This window comes from Pseudomonas sp. WPR_5_2 (assembly GCF_003634475.1).
Lineage (GTDB): Bacteria > Pseudomonadota > Gammaproteobacteria > Pseudomonadales > Pseudomonadaceae > Aquipseudomonas > Aquipseudomonas izuensis.
In genome coordinates this window covers 46662-67497 of sequence record NZ_RBLA01000013.1, presented here as the reverse complement: position 1 = coordinate 67497, position 20836 = coordinate 46662, and the positions used below count along the sequence as shown (strand labels likewise).

The window sequence follows — 20836 nt, the reverse complement described above, 5'->3', positions numbered from 1 at the left end:
CGAAAGCGGTGTGTCAGTCACATCAATGTTGAATGTGCCACCGTCTTCGCGAGCAGGCTCGCTCCCACAGGGTTAATCAGTGACCCGTGATAACGCGGGCAGAGCCCTCAGCCGGTTCGGCATACACCGGCCCCAACCGATCCAGACGCCCGCTCCACGCCGTCAACGCCAACGCCCCCAACACCACCAGACCACCGATCCACGCGGTGTGGATCAGGCCCAAGTGCGCAACGATCAAGCCGCCGCCCCACGCGCCGCCGGCAATGCCGAGGTTGAACGCGGCGATGTTCAGGCCGGAAGCCACGTCCACCGCATGGGGGGTGTGATGTTCGGCCTGGCGCACCACATAGACCTGTAGCCCCGGCACGTTGCCGAACGCCACTGCACCCCAGACCAGCACGGTGGCCAGCGCCAGCCATGGATTGCCGGCCGTGAAGGTCAGCACGAACAACACAGCGGCGAGCAGGGCGAAGATGATTTTCAGGGCACTGATCGGGCCGCGTTTATCCGCCAGTTTGCCGCCCCAGATGTTACCCACGGCCACCGAGATGCCGTAGACCAGCAGCACCAGGCTGACGGTGCTGGCGCTGAAACCGGAAAGGTCCTGAAGGATCGGTGCCAGGAAAGTGAAGGCGATAAACGAACCGCCGTAGCCGATCGCAGTCATGGCGTACACCAGCAACAGTCGGGGTTGCTTGAGTACCTGCAACTGTTGCAACAGCGACGCGGGTTTGCTGTGGGCAATGTCTTTCGGCACGTAGAGCAGGCTGCCGATGAACGCGATGACGCCCAACGCCGACACGGCGAGGAAGGTTTCACGCCAGCCGAAATGCTGGCCGATGAAGGTGCCCAGCGGTACGCCAGTGACCAGTGCCACGGTCAATCCGGTGAACATGATGGCGATCGCGCTGGCGGCTTTTTCCTTGGGCACTAGACTGGTGGCGATGGTTGAACCGATCGAGAAAAACACCCCGTGGGCCAGGCCGGTGACGATTCGCGCCAGAATCAGCGACTCGTAGCCTGGCGCTTTCCAGGCCAGCAGGTTGCCGAGGGTGAACAGCACCATCAGCGACAAGAGCAGCAATTTACGCGGGACTTTGCCGGTCAGGGCAGTCAGCACCGGGGCACCGACGGCGACGCCCAATGCGTACAGGCTGACAAGCAGGCCGGCGGACGGCAGGCTGACCCCGAGATCGGCGCCGATGGTGGGTAACAGGCCAACGATGACGAACTCGGTCGTCCCGATGGCAAAGGCGCTGAGGGTCAGCGCGAGCAAGGCAATGGGCATGGCTGCAACTCCGGTGGGTTGAATTGATGGAGTGCAGTGTCGGGGTTTGGGTCGTGCGGAAAAATACAGGTATGGGCATTTGATATTTGCGTACAGATCAAATATCGAACGAGGATGCTGGACCTGTAGGAGCCGGCTTGCCGGCGATGGCGGTGTATCAACCAACCTACATGATGTCTGACACACCGCATTCGCCGGCAAGCCGGCTCCTACAGGGGGATTTCCCGATCAGTTCCTTACAGTCTCATCCAAGGGAGCGGATACGTTGATCAAGCTCAAGACCGCGATATTTCTGGGAGCGCTGCTGGTTCTGGGCAGCGAGGAACTGGATGCGGCAACGATCCCGGGTCTGCCGGCCGCCACCGCGACGCCACCGGCACACCCGCAACCGCTGGTGCAAGGCGGATTGCTGGGGGCCATCAGTTCAAGCATCGATGAGGTGCAGGCAAAACTCGATCTCAACGAAAACCTGGTCGACGCCTGGCGCCTGCGTGCCGACCGTGCGGCAGATGAAGTGGATCAATTGGTCAATCGGCCCTCTGCCCGTTCGGGCTGGCGCGTAACGGGGGATTTCCTGCTGCTGACCGCTGTGTGGGCGGGCGTCTTCGGCCTGCTGCGGATGTTCGGCAAGTTCTTGACCCAGCGTCTGTGTCGGCATCGCGTGCTGTTGAGTCGAGAGCGTGGTCAGGCATTGCTGGGGTATGTGTTGCCCTACAGTCTTCCCGCGTTGATCAGTCTGCCGTTGACGATTTATGTCAGTCAGTTTTTGCCGGTGTCGGCCGGTCGGGCGATGGCGTTGTGTTTTGCCTATGCCACCAGCAGCGGCATTTTCGCCGCGTCATTGGTGATGTCACTGGTGGTGTTGTTCAACGTCGGTCACAAACGCAGGGCGGTGCAGATCATTCACCAGGACAGCCCGCGACCGCTGTTTCTGATCGGCTTCCTGGTCGCCCTGAGCGACGCCCTGACCAGCCCGCAGATCGCCCAGCAGCTAGGCAGCAACCTCACCAGCAGCATCGCCGTGTTTACCGGTCTGGCGGCATCGATTTCCTTCGGTCTGCTGGTATTTCGCATGCGCCGTCCCGTCGCCCATGTCATCCGGATTCTGCCGCTGGCTCAGCGTCGATCGCAGCCGGCGCTGCGCGAAACCCTGCGGATTTTTTCCGGGCTCTGGTATTGGCCGATTCTGTTGATGGTACTGGTTTCGGTCATCAACCTGATCAGCGTCAGCGCCGACAATCAACAGGTACTGCGCAGTGCGCTGTTTACCACGGTTCTGCTGATTGCCACGGTGTTTCTGAGCACCACGCTGCATCACCTGTTCAAGACGCGCCATGAAGCGGACCTGCGACGCAGCAGTGCCTACAAGGAACGCTTTCTGAACCTTTCCCACGCGTTGCTGCGCATTGCCATAGCCATCGTGTTCATCGACATTCTGGGGCGTATCTGGGGCGTCTCGCTGTTCGAATTCGCGGTGAGCAATTCGGTCGGTCGGGCGATCAGCGACTCGTTGAGCCACATCGGTTTGATCTTCCTGATCACCTGGATGGTCTGGGTCGTGCTCGACACGGCGATTCAGGAAGCCTTGAAACCGCCGGTCAACAAACGCTCGGCGCGCCAGCCCAGTACACGGGTCAAGACCATCCTGCCGTTGCTGCGCAATGCGATCAAAATCATTCTGGTGGTGATCTGCGCAATCACCACCATGGCTAACCTGGGCATCAACGTCGCACCGTTCCTGGCCGGTGCCGGTGTCATCGGGCTGGCGATCGGCTTCGGCTCCCAGCAACTGGTGCAGGATGTGATCACCGGGCTGTTCATCATCATCGAAGACACCCTGTCCATCGGCGACTGGGTGGTACTCGACTCCGGGCATGCCGGCACCGTCGAAGGCCTGACCATCCGTACCTTGCGCCTGCGCGACGGCAAGGGGTTTGTGCACTCGGTGCCATTCGGCCAGATCAAGGCCGTGACCAACCAATCCCGGCAATTTGCCTATGCGTTTTTTTCGGTGCAATTCACCTACGACACCGACGTCGACAAGGCCATCGAACTGATCCGCGAGGCCGGGCATTCGATTACTGGCGATCCGTTCCTCAAGTACAACCTGCAGGGGAGGGGCCGCTGGATGTGTTCGGCGTCGACAAGATGGACCTCAACGGCGTGGTGTTGACGGCGCAGTTTCGCACCGTCTCCGGTGGGCAATATGCGGTGAGCCGGGCATTCAACCAGCGGCTGAAAAAGCTTGTGGATAACAGTCCATGCGTGCATTTCGCGCAGACTTATCCACAGCAGGTCTTGATGCCGAGGCAGGCGATTGAGCCGCTGCAGGACGGTGCGACTGAGCCGGAGCATTCGGCGGTGTTGATGCCGGATCGGCCGCGGCCTCAGTAATGGGGGTGGCAGTGCTGGCCTCTTCGCGAGCAGGCTCGCTCCCACAGTGTTCTGCGTTGAAGGCCAGATGTGAGTCGGACACAAATCCCCTGTGGGAGCGAGCCTGCTCGCGAAGAGGCCGGGCCAGACAGCATCAATGTCGGATCAATTTACTACGCACTTCAGCCATGACCTGCTCATCCAAATCCAGCCAGAACTGCTGCTTGCCAGCAATCTCGGCAGCCACCGGCAACCCATCGCGATACACCAGCCGATTGCTCGCCAGCGCCGGCACTTTCGCGCCGGGCAGCAGAGTGCCGGCCAGGTTCAGCGGATCAACCCCGCACACCGCAATCAGGCTGCCGTCATGGGGTCGCCGCCGCACTTCACGCAGCAACGGTATCGCTTCGGGCAGCGCAAATTGCTCGCCCGCCAGGCCACTGACAAAACGTCCGCCACGAATCTCGCCCCGCGCTTCCAGCCGGTGAAAGGTGCGCAGAAGTTCACGCCAGCTCGGCAGCCAGTCCGCCTCGCGCTCAAGCAGACGCCAGAACACCACGCCGTATCGGCGCAGCAAGGTCATGGCGATGTGTTCCAGCGTCTCGGCGGGTGTGGGTGCCGGACGCGGGTTATCCACAATCGGCGCTGGCGACCCGCGTCGAAGCAAGGCCCAGCGCCCCGCATCGTCCATGCCGCCGATGAATGCCCCGCGTCCACGACGGCTGCTGCGATTCTGCCGTTTGCTGGCCGGGGTGATCAGCGCGCGCAGGCCGGCGAAGCTGTCGGCATTCACCCGTCCGGCGCCCACCAATTCCTGCAGGGCGATCTCCAGTTCTGTGCGCAACACATGCGCTTCATGCACCAGCTCATCGAAAAACAGCGCGCCATGCTGGTGGAGTGCTTCGTAGACTTTTTGGGTTTTGGGCGACAGTTCGTTGACCGGCGTCTGCTCGGTCAAGTCGCTCCACAACCCGACGCGATTGCGCGGCAACAACACAATCGGCGTGCTGCGCAGTGCGCTGCTGGCGCCTTTGTTGTGCGCGGTAAGGCGGGTCCAGACCAGTTTGCCGCTGCGACACAGATCATCCAGCCAAGTGGGTGAATAGTCCTTGAGCCGCGCCGGCAGAATGTCGCTGTCCCAGGCGGATGCGGCGGCGGGGTAGCCCTCGAACTGAGCGACGATCGCTTGCAATATCGCGTTGCCCTGGCCCTGGGTGGTGCTGGACAGATGCTGCCAGTCGAACAGAAACCGCATGAAATCCTGCAACGCCACCGGCTCGATTTCGCGCCGCAGACGCTTGACCGTGTAGCGATGAATCCGCGCCAGCAAATGCCGTTCGCACCATTCCTCTTCGGCGGTGCCTGGGGTGAAGTGACCGCGCAGCACATAACCTTCGCGCTCCAATTGCGCCAGTGCCTGTGTGACCTGGGCTGGCGCCAATCCGAGCGGTTCGGCGATTTCCGGCAGCGGCAATGGGCCAAATGCGCTGAGCCGTGCGCGAATCAGCTCCAGTACGGCGTCCTCCGTTTCCCAGGGTTCATCAAACCCCCGCAAAGCGTCCAGCGCGGGACTCAAATCAGCCTGTGGATAAATGGCCCGCAGGCAGCTCAGCCGCTCTCGCGCCAGCCATAGCGATTGATTGATGCAACAGGCGCGGCCGCTGTCGGCCAGGGTTTTCAGCCAGTCGAGCCAGTTCGGATTCGCCCGCACTTCGGCCTCGGTGATGCACGCCAGGCTCATCAGCGCCTCGTGCATTTCATCGATGCCGTTGGGCGTCGGCCAGGCTTCTTCAGCCACGGCGGCGATGGCGTCGGCGTCCAGCGCGCCGAGGTCGTCGGTGGATTGAGGGTCACTCCAGCGGCGATTGAGCACCGCCTGGGTGCGGCGCTCTTCCAGCGGCGCATCGTCGAGAAACGTGTAGGGGCGGGCACTGAGAATTTCCGCGGCCAGCGGCGAGGGCGCCGGCAAGTCGCGGCTGATCAGGCGGATTTCGCCCCGTTCCATGCGCCGCAACAACGCCAGCCAGCCTTCGCTGTCCATGGCCTCGTGCAGGCAATCGTCGAGGGTCTGTTCCACCAACGGATGGTCGGGAATTTCCCGTTCGCCGGCGAGGTTTTCCACGCAGGCGATCTGGTCGGGGAACACGCTGGCGATCAGGTCTTCGCTTTTCATCCGCTGGATCTGCGGCGGTACCTTGCGTCCACCGGAGTAGCGCGGCAATGCCAGGGCCACGCCGGCATTCCAGCGCCAGCGCACGCCGAAGAGCGGCGCATCGAGCACGGCCTGGATCAGCGTGTGTTCGGCACTGTTGCTGTGCAGGTAACGCCAGACCTCGTCCAATTCAAAACTGTGGCTGGTGGACAACGACAGCACGATGGCGTCTTCACTGGCGGCAGCCTGCAACTCGAAGTTGAAGGTGCGGCAAAAACGCTTGCGCAAGGCCAGGCCCCAGGCACGGTTGATGCGGCTGCCGTACGGCGTATGGATGACCAGTTGGGTGCCACCGGACTCGTCGAAAAACCGCTCCATCAGCAACGTGTCCCGGGACGGCAAAGCGCCGAGGGTCTGGCGGGCGCGGGCCAGGTATTCGACCAGTTGTTCGGCGCTGGCGAGATTGAGGCCAAGGGTCTCGGTCAGCCAATCGAGGGCCGGTTGCAGGTTGCCTGGTGTAGCGCCCAGCAGTTCATCGAGTTGTGCTTGCAGGCGCGCGACGGCAAACGACAATTCTGCACTGCGCCCTGGCGCTTCACCGAGCCAGAACGGAATGGTTGGCGGTTGCCCCTGGGCATCCTCGACCCGGACCCTGCCGGTTTCGACCCGCAGGATGCGGTACGAGGTATTGCCTAACTGGAACACGTCGCCGGCAATGCTTTCCACGGCAAAGTCTTCGTTGACGCTGCCGATGTTCAGCCCCTGGGGTTCCAGCAATACGCTGTAGTCGGCGTTGTCGGGAATGGTCCCGCCACTGGTGACGGCCGTCAGTTTGGCGCCGCGACGCCCGCGCAGCGTGCGGTTCACGGCATCACGATGCAAGTAGGCACTGCGGATGCCCTGGCGCCCGTTGTAGCCCTCCGCGAGCATGTGCAGCAGCGCCTGATAGTGCTTCTCGTCAAGCGTGGCGTAGGGCGAAGCCTGGCGGAACCGGGCAAGCAAAGCGTCTTCCGGCCATTCCTGGCAACTGACCTCGGCGATGATCTGCTGCGCCAGTACGTCCAGCGGCGCCAGCGGGATCTGCAAGGTGTCCAGCTCGCCCCGGCGCACACAATCGAGCAGCGCGGCGCATTCGATCAGATCGTCGCGGGTGGTGGCGAACAAGCGGCCCTTGGGCGTTCCCCCGACCTGGTGCCCGGAGCGTCCGACCCGTTGTAGAAACCCGGCAATCGAGCGCGGCGAGGCGATCTGGCACACCAGGTCGACATCGCCGATGTCGATGCCCAGTTCCAGCGACGCCGTGGCGATCAGCACTTGGAGGTCACCGCGCTTGAGCCGTTGCTCGGCGTCCAGGCGAAACTCCTTGGCCAGGCTGCCGTGGTGGGCGGCTACGGCGTCTTTGCCCAGGCGCTCGCTCAGATGCCGGCTCAGGCGCTCGGCGAGGCGTCGGGTGTTGACGAAAATCAGCGTGGTGCGGTGTTCGCGGGCGAGGGCGGCGAGGCGGTCGTAAACCAGCTCCCACACATCATTGGCCATCACCGCCGACAACGGTACGGGCGGAACCTCAATGCTCAGGTCCCGTGGCCGGGCGTGGCCGATGTCAATGATCTCGCAATCGCGGTCGCGACCTGCCAGAAAGCGCGAGACCGCTTCGATGGGTTTTTGCGTAGCCGACAGGCCAATGCGCACCAGCGGCTCGGCACAGAGCGCCTGCAAGCGTTCCAGGCTCAGGGCCAGATGGCTGCCGCGTTTACTGGCTGCGATGGCGTGGATTTCGTCGACGATCACTGTGCGCGTGGTGCCGAGCATTTTTCGGCCAGAGTCGGAGCCGAGCAAGACATAGAGCGACTCCGGGGTGGTGACCAGAATGTGCGGCGCAGTCTTGCGCATCGCCGAACGGTCTTTTTGCGGGGTGTCGCCGGTGCGCACGGCGGTGGTGATCTGCAATTCGGGCAGGCCCATCACGCGCAGTTGTTCGGTGATGCCGGCCAACGGGTTTTGCAGGTTGATCTGGATGTCATTGGACAACGCCTTGAGCGGCGACACGTAGACCACCAGGGTTTCGTCGGGCAGGCCATTGTCGGTTTCCAGCCCGCGGTGAACCAGATCATCAATGACCGCAAGAAATGCGGTTAATGTCTTGCCGGACCCGGTGGGCGCGGCGATCAGGGTCGAGCGGCGCTGGCGGATCAGCGGCCATGCCCTGGCCTGGGCGGCGGTGGCCGTCGCGAAGGTATTGCTGAACCAGGCGCTGACGGCAGGATGGAAGCCGTTCAGGGCACTGTCTGCGGGGATGGGCAGGTTCATGGGGCAATTTATGCGGGTGGGGGGCCGAAGATGCAAGTACCACTGGGGATCTGTGTTGATTGGCAAGGCCCCATCGCTGGCAAGCCAGCTCCCACAGGGATCTTCAGTGGACGCAATTCGTGTGAACAACGGAAATCACTGTGGGAGCTGGCTCGCCAGCAATGGGGTCAGTAGCAGCACCACAAATCCGGGGCATCTACACTTTACGGATGACGGTTGCGCACTAAACCCGCAAAATGCAACGATTCCTGCAACTATCGACGACATCGCCCGCAAGCGCTGTCGATAAAACCATTGTTCCAATCAGACTGGGCCTGCTGACTTTATGCGAATGCGCCTTATGTTACTGGGCGGCGGAAATGCCCTTGGGCAGGCGCTGATTCGCCTCGGTGCGGAGGAAGACATCGGCTTCCTCGCCCCCCGCCCGCCACAAGACGGCTGGGACGCCGCGAGCCTGACGCAACTGCTCGACGACACCCGCCCGGATGCGCTGATCAACCTTGCCTACTACTTCGACTGGTTCCAGGCCGAGGCGGTCAGCGAGCAGCGTTTGGCCGGGCAGGAGCGGGCGATCGAGCGCCTGGCCGAACTGTGCCAGCATCACAATATCGTTCTGTTGCAGCCTTCGAGCTATCGTGTGTTCGATGGCTCCCGCGCCACTGCCTACAGCGAAAAAGACGAGCCAGTGCCGCTGGGGCTGCGCGGTCAGGCCTTGTGGCGGATCGAGCAAAGCGTTCGCGCCACTTGCCCGCAACACGTGCTGTTGCGTTTCGGCTGGTTGCTCGATGACAGCCCCGAGGGCACCCTCGGACGGTTCCTCGGTCGGGCCGAACAACCGCAAGAGCTGCTGATGGCCGATGACCGCCGGGGCAATCCGACGCCGGTGGACGATGCCGCCCGCGTGATCATTTCGGTACTCAAGCAACTCGACTGCGCGGCGCCGCTGTGGGGCACCTACCATTACGCCGGGCATGAGGCGACCACGCCGCTGGCGCTGGGGCAAGCCATTCTCAGCGAGGCGCGTGCCTTGCATCCGCTGGCCATCGAAGCACCGACCGCCCAGGCTCACGCCGCGCGGCCGGACGCCGCCGAAGAGCCGCAACACGCGGTGTTGGCCTGCAAAAAAATTCTGCACACCTTCGGAATCAAACCGCGCGCCTGGCGTGCGGCGCTTCCGGGCCTTTTGGACAGGTTCTATCGCCATGGCTGATACCCCCGTTTTAATCACCGGCGGCGCCGGTTTCATCGGTTCGCACCTGACCGACGCCTTGCTCGCCAAGGGGCATTCGGTACGGATTCTCGATGACCTGTCCACCGGCAAGCGCAGCAACCTGCCGCTGGACAATCCCAGGGTCGAGTTGATCGTCGGCGACGTCGCCGATGCCGCGCTGGTGGCACGGGCGATGGTCGGTTGCAGTGCAGTGGCGCATCTGGCGGCGGTGGCTTCGGTGCAAGCTTCGGTGGACGATCCGGTGAAGACGCACCAGAGTAATTTCGTCGGCTCGCTGAATGTCTGCGAAGCCATGCGCCAGGCGGGCGTCAAGCGTGTGCTGTTTGCCTCCAGCGCGGCGGTGTATGGCAACAATGGCGAAGGTGAGTCAATCGATGAAGACACGCCCAAGGCACCGTTGACGCCCTATGCATCCGACAAGTTGGCCAGCGAGCATTATTTCGATTTCTACCGGCGCCAACATGCACTTGAACCGGTGATTTTTCGCTTCTTCAACATCTTCGGACCGCGCCAGGATCCGTCCTCGCCGTATTCCGGGGTGATCAGCATTTTCACCGAGCGCGCGCAGAAAGGCCTGCCGATCACTGTGTTTGGTGACGGTGAGCAGACGCGGGATTTTGTCTACGTCGAGGATCTGGTCAACCTGCTGGTGGAAGCCATCGATAAACCACAGGTAGACGTCGGCGCGGTCAACGTTGGCTGGAATCAGGCAACGACACTCAACCAGATGCTTGAAGCACTGGAAGCAGTGGTCGGCGAGTTGCCGCCGGTAAGTTACGGCCCGGCACGCTCCGGTGATATCCGTCATTCACGGGCGAACAACCGGCGATTGCTCGAACGATTTGCCCGCCCACAGCAGACGCCGATGAGCGTCGGGTTGGCGCGGTTGCTGGGGCGATAGAAACGGCGCTTGTTGGGTGGGATGACAGGTCTGTTAAGGGGGCGAGCACTGCAATCTCTGTGGGAGCGAGCCTGCTCGCGATTGCGGTAGTTCACTCAACATGAATGTTGAGTCTTACACCGTCATCGCGAGCAGGCTCGCTCCCACAGTTCTTTAGAACCTGTAACCCAGACCCACCATGTAGACGAACGGATCTGCATCCACGTTCACCCGTGCGCGGGTACCGGGTGCGACGGCGTTGTTTTCCACTGTCGCGCGGGTATCGATCTCGATGTAGCGCATCTGAGCGTTGAGCAGGATGTTGTCGGTCAGCATGTAATCAGCACCCACCTGCCAGGCCACGCCCCAGGAGTTTTTGGTGTTGAAGTTGCTGAAACCATTGGCGCGGGCGTCGCTGCTCAGGTGTTCGTCGTACATCCAGGTGTAATTCACGCCGGCCCCGACATAGGGCTGGAACGCGGACTTGGTGTCGAGCGGGTAGTACACCAGGCTCAAGGTCGGAGGCAGTTGTTTAAAGCTGCCCAGTTTGCCGTTGGCCGCGCTCAGGGCGGTGCCCTTGAGTTTGACGTCGTGCTCGAACGGCGTGGCTGCCAGCAGTTCGATCCCCAAGTGGTTGGTGATCATGTAGGCGAAGTTCAGGCCCAGTTGTGTATCGCTGCTCAGGGTGGCCTCGCCGCCAAGATCGGCACCGCTCAATGGGCCCTGATCGACCTTGACGCTGGAGCTGTCGGTATTCGGGTCGACGGTGATCGCGCCGGCACGCAAGAGGATGTCGCCTTGTTCATGGGCGTGGGCGAGCGGGGCTGCGAGCGCAAGGGCAAACAGCGAGGCGCCGAGCAGGGACTTGTTCATGGGGGCTCCAAAGGACGTTAAAAATCTTTGATGTCCAATGGTAAGGCGCCTAACGATTCGGCCTTTTGACTCAGCTCAAGGAAACGGTGATGGGCCTGGTTTTACGGAGACTTCGATGGCCTCTTCGCGAGCAGGCTCGCTCCCACAGGGGAATGCATTTCAAATGTGGGAGCGAGCCTGCTCGCGAAGACTATTTTTCAGGCAACGGCTAATCTCCGGATTCAGTCCGGCAATTCATAGACGTAAATCTTGTCCGCCTCCATCTGATACCCGGCATCCGCCAACTCGCTGGTGGAGGCTTTGACCTGCATCGCACCTTCGATCCAGTACGGCTGATACAACTCCTCAATCTTCACGCCTACTTCGCTTTTGACGTGCACGATCTGGTTCGACGGCGGAGGCGGTACGTGGATGCAGGCGCCGAAATACGGCACCAGCAGAAAATCTGTGGTGCGACCCTCTTCATTGACTTCCAGCGGCACGATGTACCCCGGCAAGCGAACATTCTGGCCGTCCAGGGTTTTGACCACCGGTGCGTTGGGCAGGTCTTGCTTGGCCGCCGGTGCGGATTCGGCGGACAGGGCATCGCTCATCTTCGACAGATCGTGCAGCGGTGTCATGTTCGGCACTTGTACCGGGGCATCCGGCGGGATCATGTCGGACCAGGTCAGCTCTTTCGGCCCGGCTGCCCACAGCGGCAGAGCGACCAGCATCAACAGCACAACAACCGCGCGGGGCATTTTCAAGGTCCTCATAAGCGGATCGACAGGCCATCGGCCAACGATTGGCGATAAGCGCGCCAGGCCGGAACGCAACCCATCAGCAGCGCGGCGACCAGGATGCCGGCAAGCAGCGTCCATTCATATTCACTGGGCCAGGCCAGCGGCAGAAACAGGCCGTAATTGGCTTGCACGTAACCTTGGGCGGCGGCGATGCACAGATAAAGCAGCGCCACGCCAGCGATCACGCCCGTCAGCGCCAGGGCAAACGCTTCCAGTACCAGTAGCGTCGCGATGTGCCACGGCCGCGCGCCCACCGAACGCAGAATCGCCATTTCGCGGCGGCGTTCGTTGAGGCTGGTGAGAATGGCCGTGAGCATACCGATCAACCCGGTCAGCACCACGAACAGCGAGACCACGAACAAGGCTTTTTCCGCCGTGCTCATCAGGCTCCACAACTCTTGCAGTGCCACGCCAGGCAGGATCGCCAGCATCGGTTCGCCACGGAATTCGTTGATTTCGCGCTGCAAGGCAAAGGTTGAAATCTTGTTGTTGAGGCCGAGCATGAACGCGGTGATCGCCTGGGGCGTCAGGTCCATGTTGCGCGCCTGATCGGCGCTGATCCGACCTTCACCCCTGGCCGGTACACCGTTGTGCCAATCGATGTGAATCGCTTCCATGCCGCCGAGGCTGATGTGCAGCGTACGGTCCACTGGGGTGCCGGTGCGTTTGAGGATGCCGACCACGGTGAATGGCTTGTCGTCATGCTTGACCAGGCTGATCGCCGCCACGCCATGGGCCAGCACCAGTTTGTCGCCGAGTTTGTAGTGCAGCGCGTCCGCCACTTCGGCGCCGAGCACCACTTCGAACGGGTCGGTGGCGAAGGCGCGGCCATCGGCCAGTTCCAGGTGTTGCTGGCGGCCGTATTGGTAGTGTTCGAAGTAGGCTTCGGTGGTGCCCATCACCCGATAGCCGCGATGGGAGTCGCCAAGGGACATCGGGATCGCCCACTTCACTTTCGGGTTGTTGGCGAAGTGCTCGAAGCTGTCCCAACGGATGTTGTTGGTGGCGTTGCCGATGCGGAACACCGAATACAACAGCAGGTTTACCGAGCCGGAGCGGGCGCCGACGATCAGATCGGTGCCACTGATGGTACTGGCGAAACTGGCCTTGGCCTCGGTGCGCACCCGCTCCACGGCCAGTAGCAGGCAGACCGACAAGGCGATGGCGAACGCGGTCAGAATCGCGGTGAAGCGGCGGTTAGCCAGGCTGGCCATGGCTAGACGAAACAAATACATCTCAGACCTCTGCGGACGTGGCGGCGCGATTGAGTTCGGCCAGCGACAGGTGGCGATCGAACAGCGGCGCGAGGCTCTGGTCGTGACTGACGAACAACAGGCTCGACCCGGCTTCGCGGCATTCGGCGAACAGCAGGCGAATGAAGTTTTCGCGGGCGTCGTAGTCCAGGGCGGAGGTCGGCTCGTCGGCGATCACCAGTTCCGGTTGGCCGATCAAGGCACGCGCGGCGGCGACCCGTTGCTGCTGGCCGATGGACAGCGAGTCGGCGCGGCGACCCAGGATGTGTTCATCTTTCAAACCCAAATGGGCAAGCAAAGTGGCTGCTGCTTTGTCGACGCTGCCATGGCGCTGTTTCGCGCGTTCGGCGCGCAGCTTCGAGAAGTGGCAGGGCAGTTCGACGTTCTCGCGTACCGACAGGAACGGCAGCAGGTTGAACTGCTGGAAAATGTAGCCGGTGTGATCGACACGGAAGTGGTCGCGGGCACCGGCCGACAGTTGCGTCAGCTCCTGGCCGAGCAGGCGGATGCTGCCGCGATCAGGCCTTTGCACACCGCCGAGCAGGCCGAGCAGGGTGGTCTTGCCGCTGCCGCTGGGGCCTTTGAGAAACAGGGTTTCCCCAGGCTCCAGGCGAAACGCCGGGATATCCAGCAGCGGTGGATGACCGGGCCAGCTGAAGCCCAGGTCGGACAGTTCGATGAGTGCTTGGGTCATTTAACCGATTTCACGAATGTTGATGACCTGTGGGAGCAAAGCTTGCTCGCGATAGGCGCGCCACGGTTTAGCTGAAAAACCGCATTATCGTTCTTCGCGAGCAAGCTTTGCTCCTACAGGACCGGGGTGGATCAGAATTTCAGGGCAGCCGCCTTGGCCGTCACTTCAACCCCTTGCTGCCCGCTCGGGCCGATCAGTTGTACCTGAATTTTCTGGGTGGCCGGGAATGTGTTGAAGATATTCGCCAGGTCCAGGGTTTTCAGCGCACCGGGGGTGGCACAGGTGAATTGGTAGTGGGCATGGATTTCGCTGTGGTCGTGGTGATGCTCGTCCTTGGCATCTTCGTCGTGATCGTCGTCGGCGTCGGGTTTGTCGCCGAACAGCGGGCTATTGAGTTCCTGACTCGCCACCACGCATCCGGCGGCTTTCGGCAGATTGAACAGTGCCAGCGGATTTTCGAGTTCTGTGCGGGCTGCGACCACCTTGGCCTTGTCGGCCTCGGAGGTAGCGGCATGTTCGAAGCCCACCAGATTCATCGCCGGGCTTTCCAGTTCCAGCTGCAGGTTCTGGCCATCCAGCGCCGCGTTCAGGCGTCCGACACCATGTTCATGGGCGCCAAGGCTGCCGTGTTCGTGATCATGGTCATGCTCGTCCGCGGCATGAGCGACAGCCAGCGGCAACAAGGCAAACGGCAAAGCGAGCAGCAGACGGCGCATGGGCGAGTCTCCGAAAAGTAAAATGAAGAAAATGTTATGTAATCTTATAACGTAAGTGCGGAGAGTTTGACTGCCTGCTTGGCGTTGCACAAGTCCCATGGGAGCATGCAAGTGAAGAAATGTGCAGGAGCGGACTCATGTTGCGTATTCGCGGAAGCATCGGCGATTGGCCGGTGGATTTGACGCTGGAGATGGATGACGCCGACTGGGCGCGGCTGGGCGCTCAGTTGCAGGTCGATAAAACCGAAGTCAGCGCGGCCCCGGTCAAATCGTTGAATCAGGATGATGCGCTGTGGCAGGTCGCCAGGGATCTGCTGCGCACGGCCGGGCAGTTGAGCGGGCCGGATCTGCTGGATCAGTTGGAAGGATTGACGGGGAGCGCGGCGTCGGGAAAACGCCTGTTGGTGCGCTTGCGCCATAGCGCTGATGTGAAAGTGACGAACGGCGGGGATACGCCGATTTACACCTGGCTGTAGGAGCCGGCTTGCCGGCGAAGGCGGCCTTGAATCTTGGACCGTCCTTGAGGCCGTCTTCGCTGGCAAGCCAGCTCCTACAAGATCGCGATTAGTACAGCGCGGCAAACAGCTTGCGACGATAGGTGGTCACCAGTGGGTGATCATTGCCCAGCAGTTCGAACACCTGCAGCAAGGTTTTATGCGGCAGGCCTTCGCTGTAGCTGCGGTTGCGGATGAACAGCTTGAGCAAGCCATCCAGCGCCGCGTCGTATTGCTGGCGGGCCAGTTGTTGAACCGCCAGTTGATAGACCGCTTCGTCGTCCTGCGGGTCTTTCGCCAGCCTGGCCTTCAAGTCGGCAGCATCCGGCAAATCCTTGGCCTGACCGAGGAACTTGATCTGCGCCTTGGCGCCGGCCAGGGCGGCCTTGTGCTCATCGCTCTTGACCGCGTCGAGCACGGCTTGCGCCTCGCCCAATTCACCGCGCTCGGTGAGACAACGAGCGTAGAGAATCAGCGCCTTGGCGTTGGTGTTGTCTTCGCCCAGCAGCACTTTGAGGATGGCTTCGGCATCGGCAAAACGGCTGTCATCGAACAACGCCTGAGCCTGTTCAAATGGATCGGCGGCGGCAGGCGGTGGCATCTGGACATGGGGTTCGAGCAGGGCGCGAACGGCTGACTCCGGCTGAGCGCCGGCAAAACCATCGACGGGCTGGCCGTCCTTGAACAGCACCACGGTCGGCAGGCTGCGGATTCCAAAACGGGCGACGATGTCTTGTTCGATATCGCAGTTGACCTTGGCCAATAGCAATTCACCCTGATAGCTCTCGGCGATGGTCTGCAGCATCGGCATCAGCACTTTGCACGGCGCGCACCATTCGGCCCAGAAATCCACCAGCACCGGTTTGTGGAAAGAGTTCTCGATCACCGACTGGTCGAAATCGGCAGTCGTGGCGTCGAAGATGTACGGCGTTTGCTGACTCATGGGGGATCTCTTGGAGGCGTGAATGGGGCAACTATACGGCTTGGTGGTGGGAGGCTGGAAGCGGGGGAGGCAGTTGGATAGGCGGTGTCGGATCGATTGTCATCGCGAGCAAGCTTTGCTCCCACAAGTCAAGGCTCCACGGCCACCGCCAACCCTGTAGGAGCCAAGCTTGCTCGCGATGCTCTTAACCACGGCGCGCGTGGTACAGGCTCACATGCCGAAATTCTTCGGGCTCACACAGGTCCGGCAGGGTCATGGCTTCGAGCATTTCGATACGGCGATACAGCGGATGGCGAAAATCCCGCACCCGCGAATCCGCCACCAGTGCTTCTTGCCCGCGACTGAGAAACTCATCGAGCAACGGCAGGTTCGCCCGGTCGTACAGCACATCCGCCACCAGAATCAAATCAAAGCGATCCGCCTCGGCGAAAAAATCCGTCGAATAGTTGAGCTGCACGTCATTGAGCTCGGCATTCGCCCGACAGGCCGCAATCGCCAGTGGGTCGAGGTCGCAAGCCACCACTTCCAGCGCCCCGGCCTTCACTGCGGCAATCCCCGCCACGCCGGAACCGGCGCCGAAATCCAGAACCCGTTTGCCTTTGACCCACTCAGGGAATTCGGCAAGGTAGCGGGCCATGGCCAGGCCACTGGCCCAGCAGAAACTCCAGTAGGGCGGCTCATGCAGAATGCGTCGGGTTTCTTCCGGGCTGAAGGCGCGGTCCATGTTGTCGCCGTCGATCAGCCACAGCTTCAGATCGGTGTCCGGCAGATCGCAGGTGACCAACTGAGCATCACCGAGCAGTTCACTTAGCGCCTGTTGCAGGTCCAGCGGTGCACTCATGGCGCTTTGACGAATTGCAGTTGGCCCAGCGCCTGGGTGGTGGGCTGGGTGATCAGTCGCGATGGTAGATGCAGGATCAACTGGCCAGATTGGCTGGCGCGGCCCCGCAGTTCGACCCGTGCGCCGACCGGAAAGGCATCCGGGTTGAAGCGCAGGTGAAACGGCAGCACTTGATTGGTGCCGATCAGGCTCGAACTGGCGAGCAATTGTTGCGGACGACCTCTTTCGTCGATCACCAGCAACGCCAATTCGACTTCGGCACCGGCGGGCACGCCTTGCAAAGTGCCGCTCAATTCACGCTGATAGGCCGGCAGCGGACCGAGGGGGACCGACTCCCTGGCTTTCTTCTGTGCCTGTTCCGGTGCAGGGCCTGGTGTCGGCGGTTGAGGCTTGGGCGCATCGCTGCCGCAGGCCACCAACAGGCTGAAAAGACTGAGCAAAACGAGCGGTTTCAGGGACATTTACGGCTCCAGCAAGGTGTAGTCCATCTATAGCCAGTCTGTATACCGCAAACCCTATGGCTTGTCTTGCCACGGGGATGCGCTACCATGGCCCTCCCTTTTTTTGTTGCCTGCCACCATGCACTGTCCCTTCTGCGGTGCCAACGACACCAAGGTCATCGACTCGCGTCTGGTCGCCGAGGGCGAACAGGTGCGCCGCCGGCGTGAATGCCTGGCCTGCGGCGAACGTTTCACGACGTTCGAAACCGCTGAACTGGTGTTGCCGCGCCTGATCAAAACCGACGGCAGTCGCCAGCCGTTCGACGAAGAAAAACTCCGCGCCGGCATGCAGCGTGCGCTGGAGAAGCGCCCGGTGAGTGTCGAGCGCCTCGAATCGTCGCTGGTGCACATCAAACACAAACTGCGCGCCACCGGCGAGCGCGAGGTCAAATCCCTCGTGGTCGGTGAACTGGTGATGGCCGAGCTGCAAAAACTCGACGAAGTCGCCTATATCCGCTTCGCTTCGGTGTATCGCCGTTTCCAGGACCTTAACGAGTTCCGCGAAGAGATCGATCGCCTGGCCCGTGAGCCGGTGAAAGAATGACCACGTCCGCCGAACAGGCCATTCTCGACGCTCATTTCATGGCTCGTGCCCTGGAACTGGCGCGCAAGGGGCATTACACGACGCACCCCAACCCGCGGGTGGGCTGCGTGATCGTGCAGGGTGGGCAGATCGTCGGCGAAGGCTGGCATGAGCGCGCCGGCGAACCCCACGCAGAAGTCCACGCTTTGCGCGCCGCCGGCGAGCGGGCCCGGGGCGCTACGGCTTACGTGACCCTCGAACCGTGCAGCCACCATGGCCGCACGCCGCCCTGCGCCGATGCGCTGGTGAATGCCGGTGTGACGCGGGTCGTGGCAGCGATGCAGGACCCGAACCCGGAAGTCGCCGGTCGTGGCCTACAACGTTTGGCTCAGGCTGGCATCGCCACTGAAAGCGGCGTGCTGGAAGGCGAGGCACGCCAGCTCAATCAGGGTTTCCTGAAACGCATGGAACACGGCTTGCCCTTCGTACGGGTCAAGTTGGCCATGAGCCTGGATGGCCGCACGGCGATGGAAAGCGGCGAAAGCCAGTGGATCACCGGCCCGGCCGCGCGTTCGGCGGTGCAACGCCTGCGTGCCCAGGCCAGCGTGGTGCTGACCGGCGCCGATACGGTGCTGGCGGACAATGCCCGTTTGACCGTGCGCGCCGATGAGCTGGGCCTGGATGCCGGACAAACTGCCCTGGCCATGAGCCGCCCACCGTTGCGGGTGCTGGTCGACGGTCGCTTGCGCGTGCCGCTGGATGCGCCGTTTTTCAAGGCGGGTCCGGCGCTGGTCGCCACCTGCGTCGCGGTGGAAGAGCAATACGCCAACGGTCCGGAATGCCTGATCGTGCCTGGCTACGATGGCCAGGTCGATTTGCGCCAGTTGTTGGTCGAACTCGCCAGTCGTGGCGTCAACGAAGTGTTGGTCGAGGCCGGGCCGCGTCTGGCCGGAGCTTTCGCTCAGCTCGGATTGGTGGATGAGTTCCAGATTTTCATTGCCGGCAAGTTTTTGGGCTCTTCGGCCCGGCCGCTGCTGGACTGGCCGCTCGCGCAAATGAAGGATGCGCCCGAGCTCAAAATCACCGAAATTCGCGCGGTGGGCGATGACTGGCGAGTCACTGCCATTCCTTCACCGGCCGCGAGCGTATAATTTCCGGCCAACGCTATAGCGCTGGCTCTGTTCTCGAGGAGAACCCCATGTTCACCGGCATCATCGAATCCATCGGCAGTATTCGTGCATTGACCCCAAAAGGCGGAGATGTGCGGGTCCATGTAGAAACCGGCAAGCTCGACCTGAGCGACGTCAAGCTGGGCGACAGCATCGCGGTCAACGGCGTGTGCCTGACCGCTGTTGAATTGCCGGGCAACGGCTTCGCGGCGGACGTCAGCCGTGAAACCCTCGACTGCACCGCCATGAACGACCTGAAAAGCGGCAGCCCGGTCAATCTGGAAAAAGCCCTGACGCCGACCACTCGCCTTGGCGGGCACCTGGTCAGCGGCCATGTCGATGGCGTGGGCGAAGTGGTAGCCCGCACCGAGAACGCACGGGCCGTGGAATTCCGCATTCGCGCGCCGAAAGAACTGGCCAAATACATCGCCCATAAAGGCTCGATCACCGTCGACGGCACCAGCCTGACCGTCAACGCAGTCGATGGCGCCGAGTTCCTGCTGACGATCATTCCGCATACCCTGAGCGAAACCATCATGGCGTCGTACCAGCCGGGCCGCCGGGTGAACCTGGAAGTGGATTTGCTGGCCCGTTACCTGGAACGCCTGCTTCTGGGTGACAAAGCCGCTGAGTCAACCGCCGGCAGCACCATTACCGAAAGCTTCCTGGCCGCCAACGGCTATCTCAAATCCTGACTGAAGGGGGTGCCTTGTGGCGCTCAATAGCATCGAAGAACTGGTTGAAGACATCCGCCAAGGCAAGATGGTCATCCTCATGGATGACGAAGACCGCGAGAACGAAGGCGACCTGATCATGGCCGCCGAGTGCTGCCAGGCCGAGCACATCAACTTCATGGCCAAGCACGCCCGTGGCCTGATCTGCATGCCGATGAGCCGCGAGCGCTGCGAACTGCTCAAGCTGCCGCTGATGGCGCCGCGCAATGGTTCCGGTTTCGGCACCAAGTTCACCGTATCGATCGAAGCGGCCACCGGTGTGACCACTGGTATTTCCGCCGCCGACCGCGCGCGCACCGTTCAAGCGGCTGCTGCCCGTGATGCCAAGGCTGAAGACATCGTCAGCCCCGGTCACATTTTCCCGCTGATGGCCCAGGCCGGTGGCACCCTGGCCCGTGCCGGCCACACCGAAGCCGCCTGCGACCTGGCGCGCATGGCCGGTTTCGAGCCGAGCGGCGTGATCTGCGAAGTGATGAACGACGACGGCACCATGTCCCGTCGCGCCGAACTGGAAGCCTTCGCCGCCGAACACAACATCAAGATCGGCACCATCGCCGACCTGATTCACTACCGGATGATCCACGAACGTACCGTTCAGCGGATTGCCGAGCAGCCACTGGATAGCGAACTGGGCCAATTCAACCTGGTGACCTATCGTGATTCCGTGGAAGGCGACGTGCACATGGCCCTGACCCTGGGCAATATCTGCGCCGAAGAACCGACCCTGGTTCGCGTGCACAACATGGACCCGCTGCGCGACCTGCTGATGGTCAAGCAACCGGGCCGCTGGAGCCTGCGCGCCGCCATGGCCACGGTTGCCGAGGCCGGCAGCGGCGTGGTGTTGTTGCTCGGTCACCCGCTCGATGGCGACGTGTTGCTGGCGCACATCCGCGAAACCGCTGATCACCTGGCAGTGAAAAAGCCGACCACCTACAGCACCGTGGGGGCCGGTTCGCAGATCCTGCGTGACCTCGGTGTACGCAAAATGCGCCTGATGTCGGCACCGATGAAATTTAATGCGATATCCGGTTTCGATCTGGAAGTTGTAGAATACGTGCCCTCCGAATAATGACCGGTTGTTTC

General features: G+C 62.0%; 17 protein-coding genes and 1 pseudogene. 8 read left to right on the top strand and 10 right to left on the bottom strand.

All coding sequences use genetic code 11. The features are described 5' to 3' along the window. Positions 1–76: 76 nt before the first annotated feature. On the bottom strand, positions 77–1288 hold the full coding sequence (locus BJ917_RS31275) for an MFS transporter (RefSeq protein ID WP_096514785.1): 1212 nt from the start codon (positions 1286–1288) through the stop codon (positions 77–79). A 265-nt stretch (positions 1289–1553) separates the two neighbouring features. On the opposite strand from BJ917_RS31275, the pseudogene BJ917_RS31270 reads away from it, so the two are divergent. After that, positions 1554–3682 (top strand): annotated as a pseudogene (locus BJ917_RS31270) (mechanosensitive ion channel family protein). Positions 3683–3815: 133 nt separating this feature from the next. On the opposite strand, the gene BJ917_RS31265 reads toward BJ917_RS31270, so the two are convergent. After that, complete coding sequence (locus BJ917_RS31265; RefSeq protein WP_121106060.1) at positions 3816–8120, bottom strand: DEAD/DEAH box helicase; 4305 nt, start codon at positions 8118–8120, stop codon at positions 3816–3818. 325 nt (positions 8121–8445) lie between these two features. Between BJ917_RS31265 and BJ917_RS31260 the strand changes: the two genes are divergently transcribed. Next, positions 8446–9330 (top strand): sugar nucleotide-binding protein, encoded by an 885-nt coding sequence (locus BJ917_RS31260; RefSeq protein WP_096514791.1) that lies wholly within the window; start codon positions 8446–8448, stop codon positions 9328–9330. Next, positions 9323–10252 carry an NAD-dependent epimerase/dehydratase family protein gene (locus BJ917_RS31255; RefSeq protein ID WP_096514793.1) on the top strand — a complete coding sequence of 310 codons (930 nt, stop codon included), beginning with the start codon at positions 9323–9325 and terminating at the stop codon, positions 10250–10252. Before BJ917_RS31260 ends, BJ917_RS31255 begins: the two co-directional genes overlap by 8 nt. Before the next feature lie 153 nt (positions 10253–10405). On the opposite strand, the gene BJ917_RS31250 is transcribed toward BJ917_RS31255, so the two are convergent. From BJ917_RS31250 to BJ917_RS31230, 5 genes are all read right to left on the bottom strand, one after another. After that, positions 10406–11104, bottom strand: a complete 699-nt coding sequence (locus BJ917_RS31250; RefSeq protein WP_096514795.1) for an OmpW family protein — start codon at positions 11102–11104, stop codon at positions 10406–10408. Positions 11105–11325: 221 nt separating this feature from the next. Continuing rightward, positions 11326–11844 (bottom strand): DUF3299 domain-containing protein, encoded by a 519-nt coding sequence (locus BJ917_RS31245; RefSeq protein ID WP_096514797.1) that lies wholly within the window; start codon positions 11842–11844, stop codon positions 11326–11328. 11 nt (positions 11845–11855) lie between these two features. After that, positions 11856–13121, bottom strand: coding sequence for an ABC transporter permease (locus BJ917_RS31240; protein ID WP_121106059.1), 1266 nt, complete (start codon positions 13119–13121; stop codon positions 11856–11858). Between the two features lies 1 nt (position 13122). Further along, positions 13123–13833 carry an ABC transporter ATP-binding protein gene (locus BJ917_RS31235; RefSeq protein WP_096514801.1) on the bottom strand — a complete coding sequence of 237 codons (711 nt, stop codon included), beginning with the start codon at positions 13831–13833 and terminating at the stop codon, positions 13123–13125. A 131-nt stretch (positions 13834–13964) separates the two neighbouring features. Beyond that, complete coding sequence (locus tag BJ917_RS31230; protein ID WP_121106058.1) at positions 13965–14549, bottom strand: DUF2796 domain-containing protein; 585 nt, start codon at positions 14547–14549, stop codon at positions 13965–13967. Positions 14550–14686: 137 nt separating this feature from the next. Between BJ917_RS31230 and BJ917_RS31225 the strand changes: the two genes are divergently transcribed. Continuing rightward, positions 14687–15025, top strand: a complete 339-nt coding sequence (locus tag BJ917_RS31225) for a hypothetical protein (RefSeq protein WP_096514805.1) — start codon at positions 14687–14689, stop codon at positions 15023–15025. Between the two features lie 88 nt (positions 15026–15113). Here BJ917_RS31225 and trxA read toward each other — a convergent pair whose 3' ends face one another. The 3 genes from trxA to BJ917_RS31205 form a co-directional block, all read right to left on the bottom strand. Continuing rightward, positions 15114–15986 (bottom strand): thioredoxin, encoded by an 873-nt coding sequence (gene trxA, locus BJ917_RS31215; protein ID WP_121106057.1) that lies wholly within the window; start codon positions 15984–15986, stop codon positions 15114–15116. 184 nt (positions 15987–16170) lie between these two features. Next, positions 16171–16827, bottom strand: a complete 657-nt coding sequence (locus tag BJ917_RS31210; protein ID WP_096514809.1) for a methyltransferase — start codon at positions 16825–16827, stop codon at positions 16171–16173. Next, positions 16824–17288 carry a hypothetical protein gene (locus BJ917_RS31205; RefSeq protein ID WP_096514811.1) on the bottom strand — a complete coding sequence of 155 codons (465 nt, stop codon included), beginning with the start codon at positions 17286–17288 and terminating at the stop codon, positions 16824–16826. The genes BJ917_RS31210 and BJ917_RS31205 overlap by 4 nt, the downstream gene beginning before the upstream one ends. 118 nt (positions 17289–17406) lie before the next feature. On the opposite strand from BJ917_RS31205, the gene nrdR reads away from it, so the two are divergent. Genes nrdR through ribBA form a run of 4 tightly spaced genes read left to right on the top strand, consistent with a single transcriptional unit; the run spans position 17407 to position 20822 of the window. Continuing rightward, on the top strand, positions 17407–17871 hold the full coding sequence (gene nrdR / locus BJ917_RS31200; RefSeq protein WP_003228656.1) for a transcriptional regulator NrdR: 465 nt from the start codon (positions 17407–17409) through the stop codon (positions 17869–17871). Then, positions 17868–19001, top strand: a complete 1134-nt coding sequence (ribD, locus tag BJ917_RS31195) for a bifunctional diaminohydroxyphosphoribosylaminopyrimidine deaminase/5-amino-6-(5-phosphoribosylamino)uracil reductase RibD (RefSeq protein WP_121106056.1) — start codon at positions 17868–17870, stop codon at positions 18999–19001. The genes nrdR and ribD overlap by 4 nt, the downstream gene beginning before the upstream one ends. 47 nt (positions 19002–19048) lie before the next feature. Next, positions 19049–19714, top strand: coding sequence for a riboflavin synthase (locus tag BJ917_RS31190; protein ID WP_096514815.1), 666 nt, complete (start codon positions 19049–19051; stop codon positions 19712–19714). A 16-nt stretch (positions 19715–19730) separates the two neighbouring features. Then, positions 19731–20822, top strand: coding sequence for a bifunctional 3,4-dihydroxy-2-butanone-4-phosphate synthase/GTP cyclohydrolase II (ribBA, locus tag BJ917_RS31185; protein ID WP_096514817.1), 1092 nt, complete (start codon positions 19731–19733; stop codon positions 20820–20822). The last annotated feature ends 14 nt before the right edge of the window (positions 20823–20836 follow it).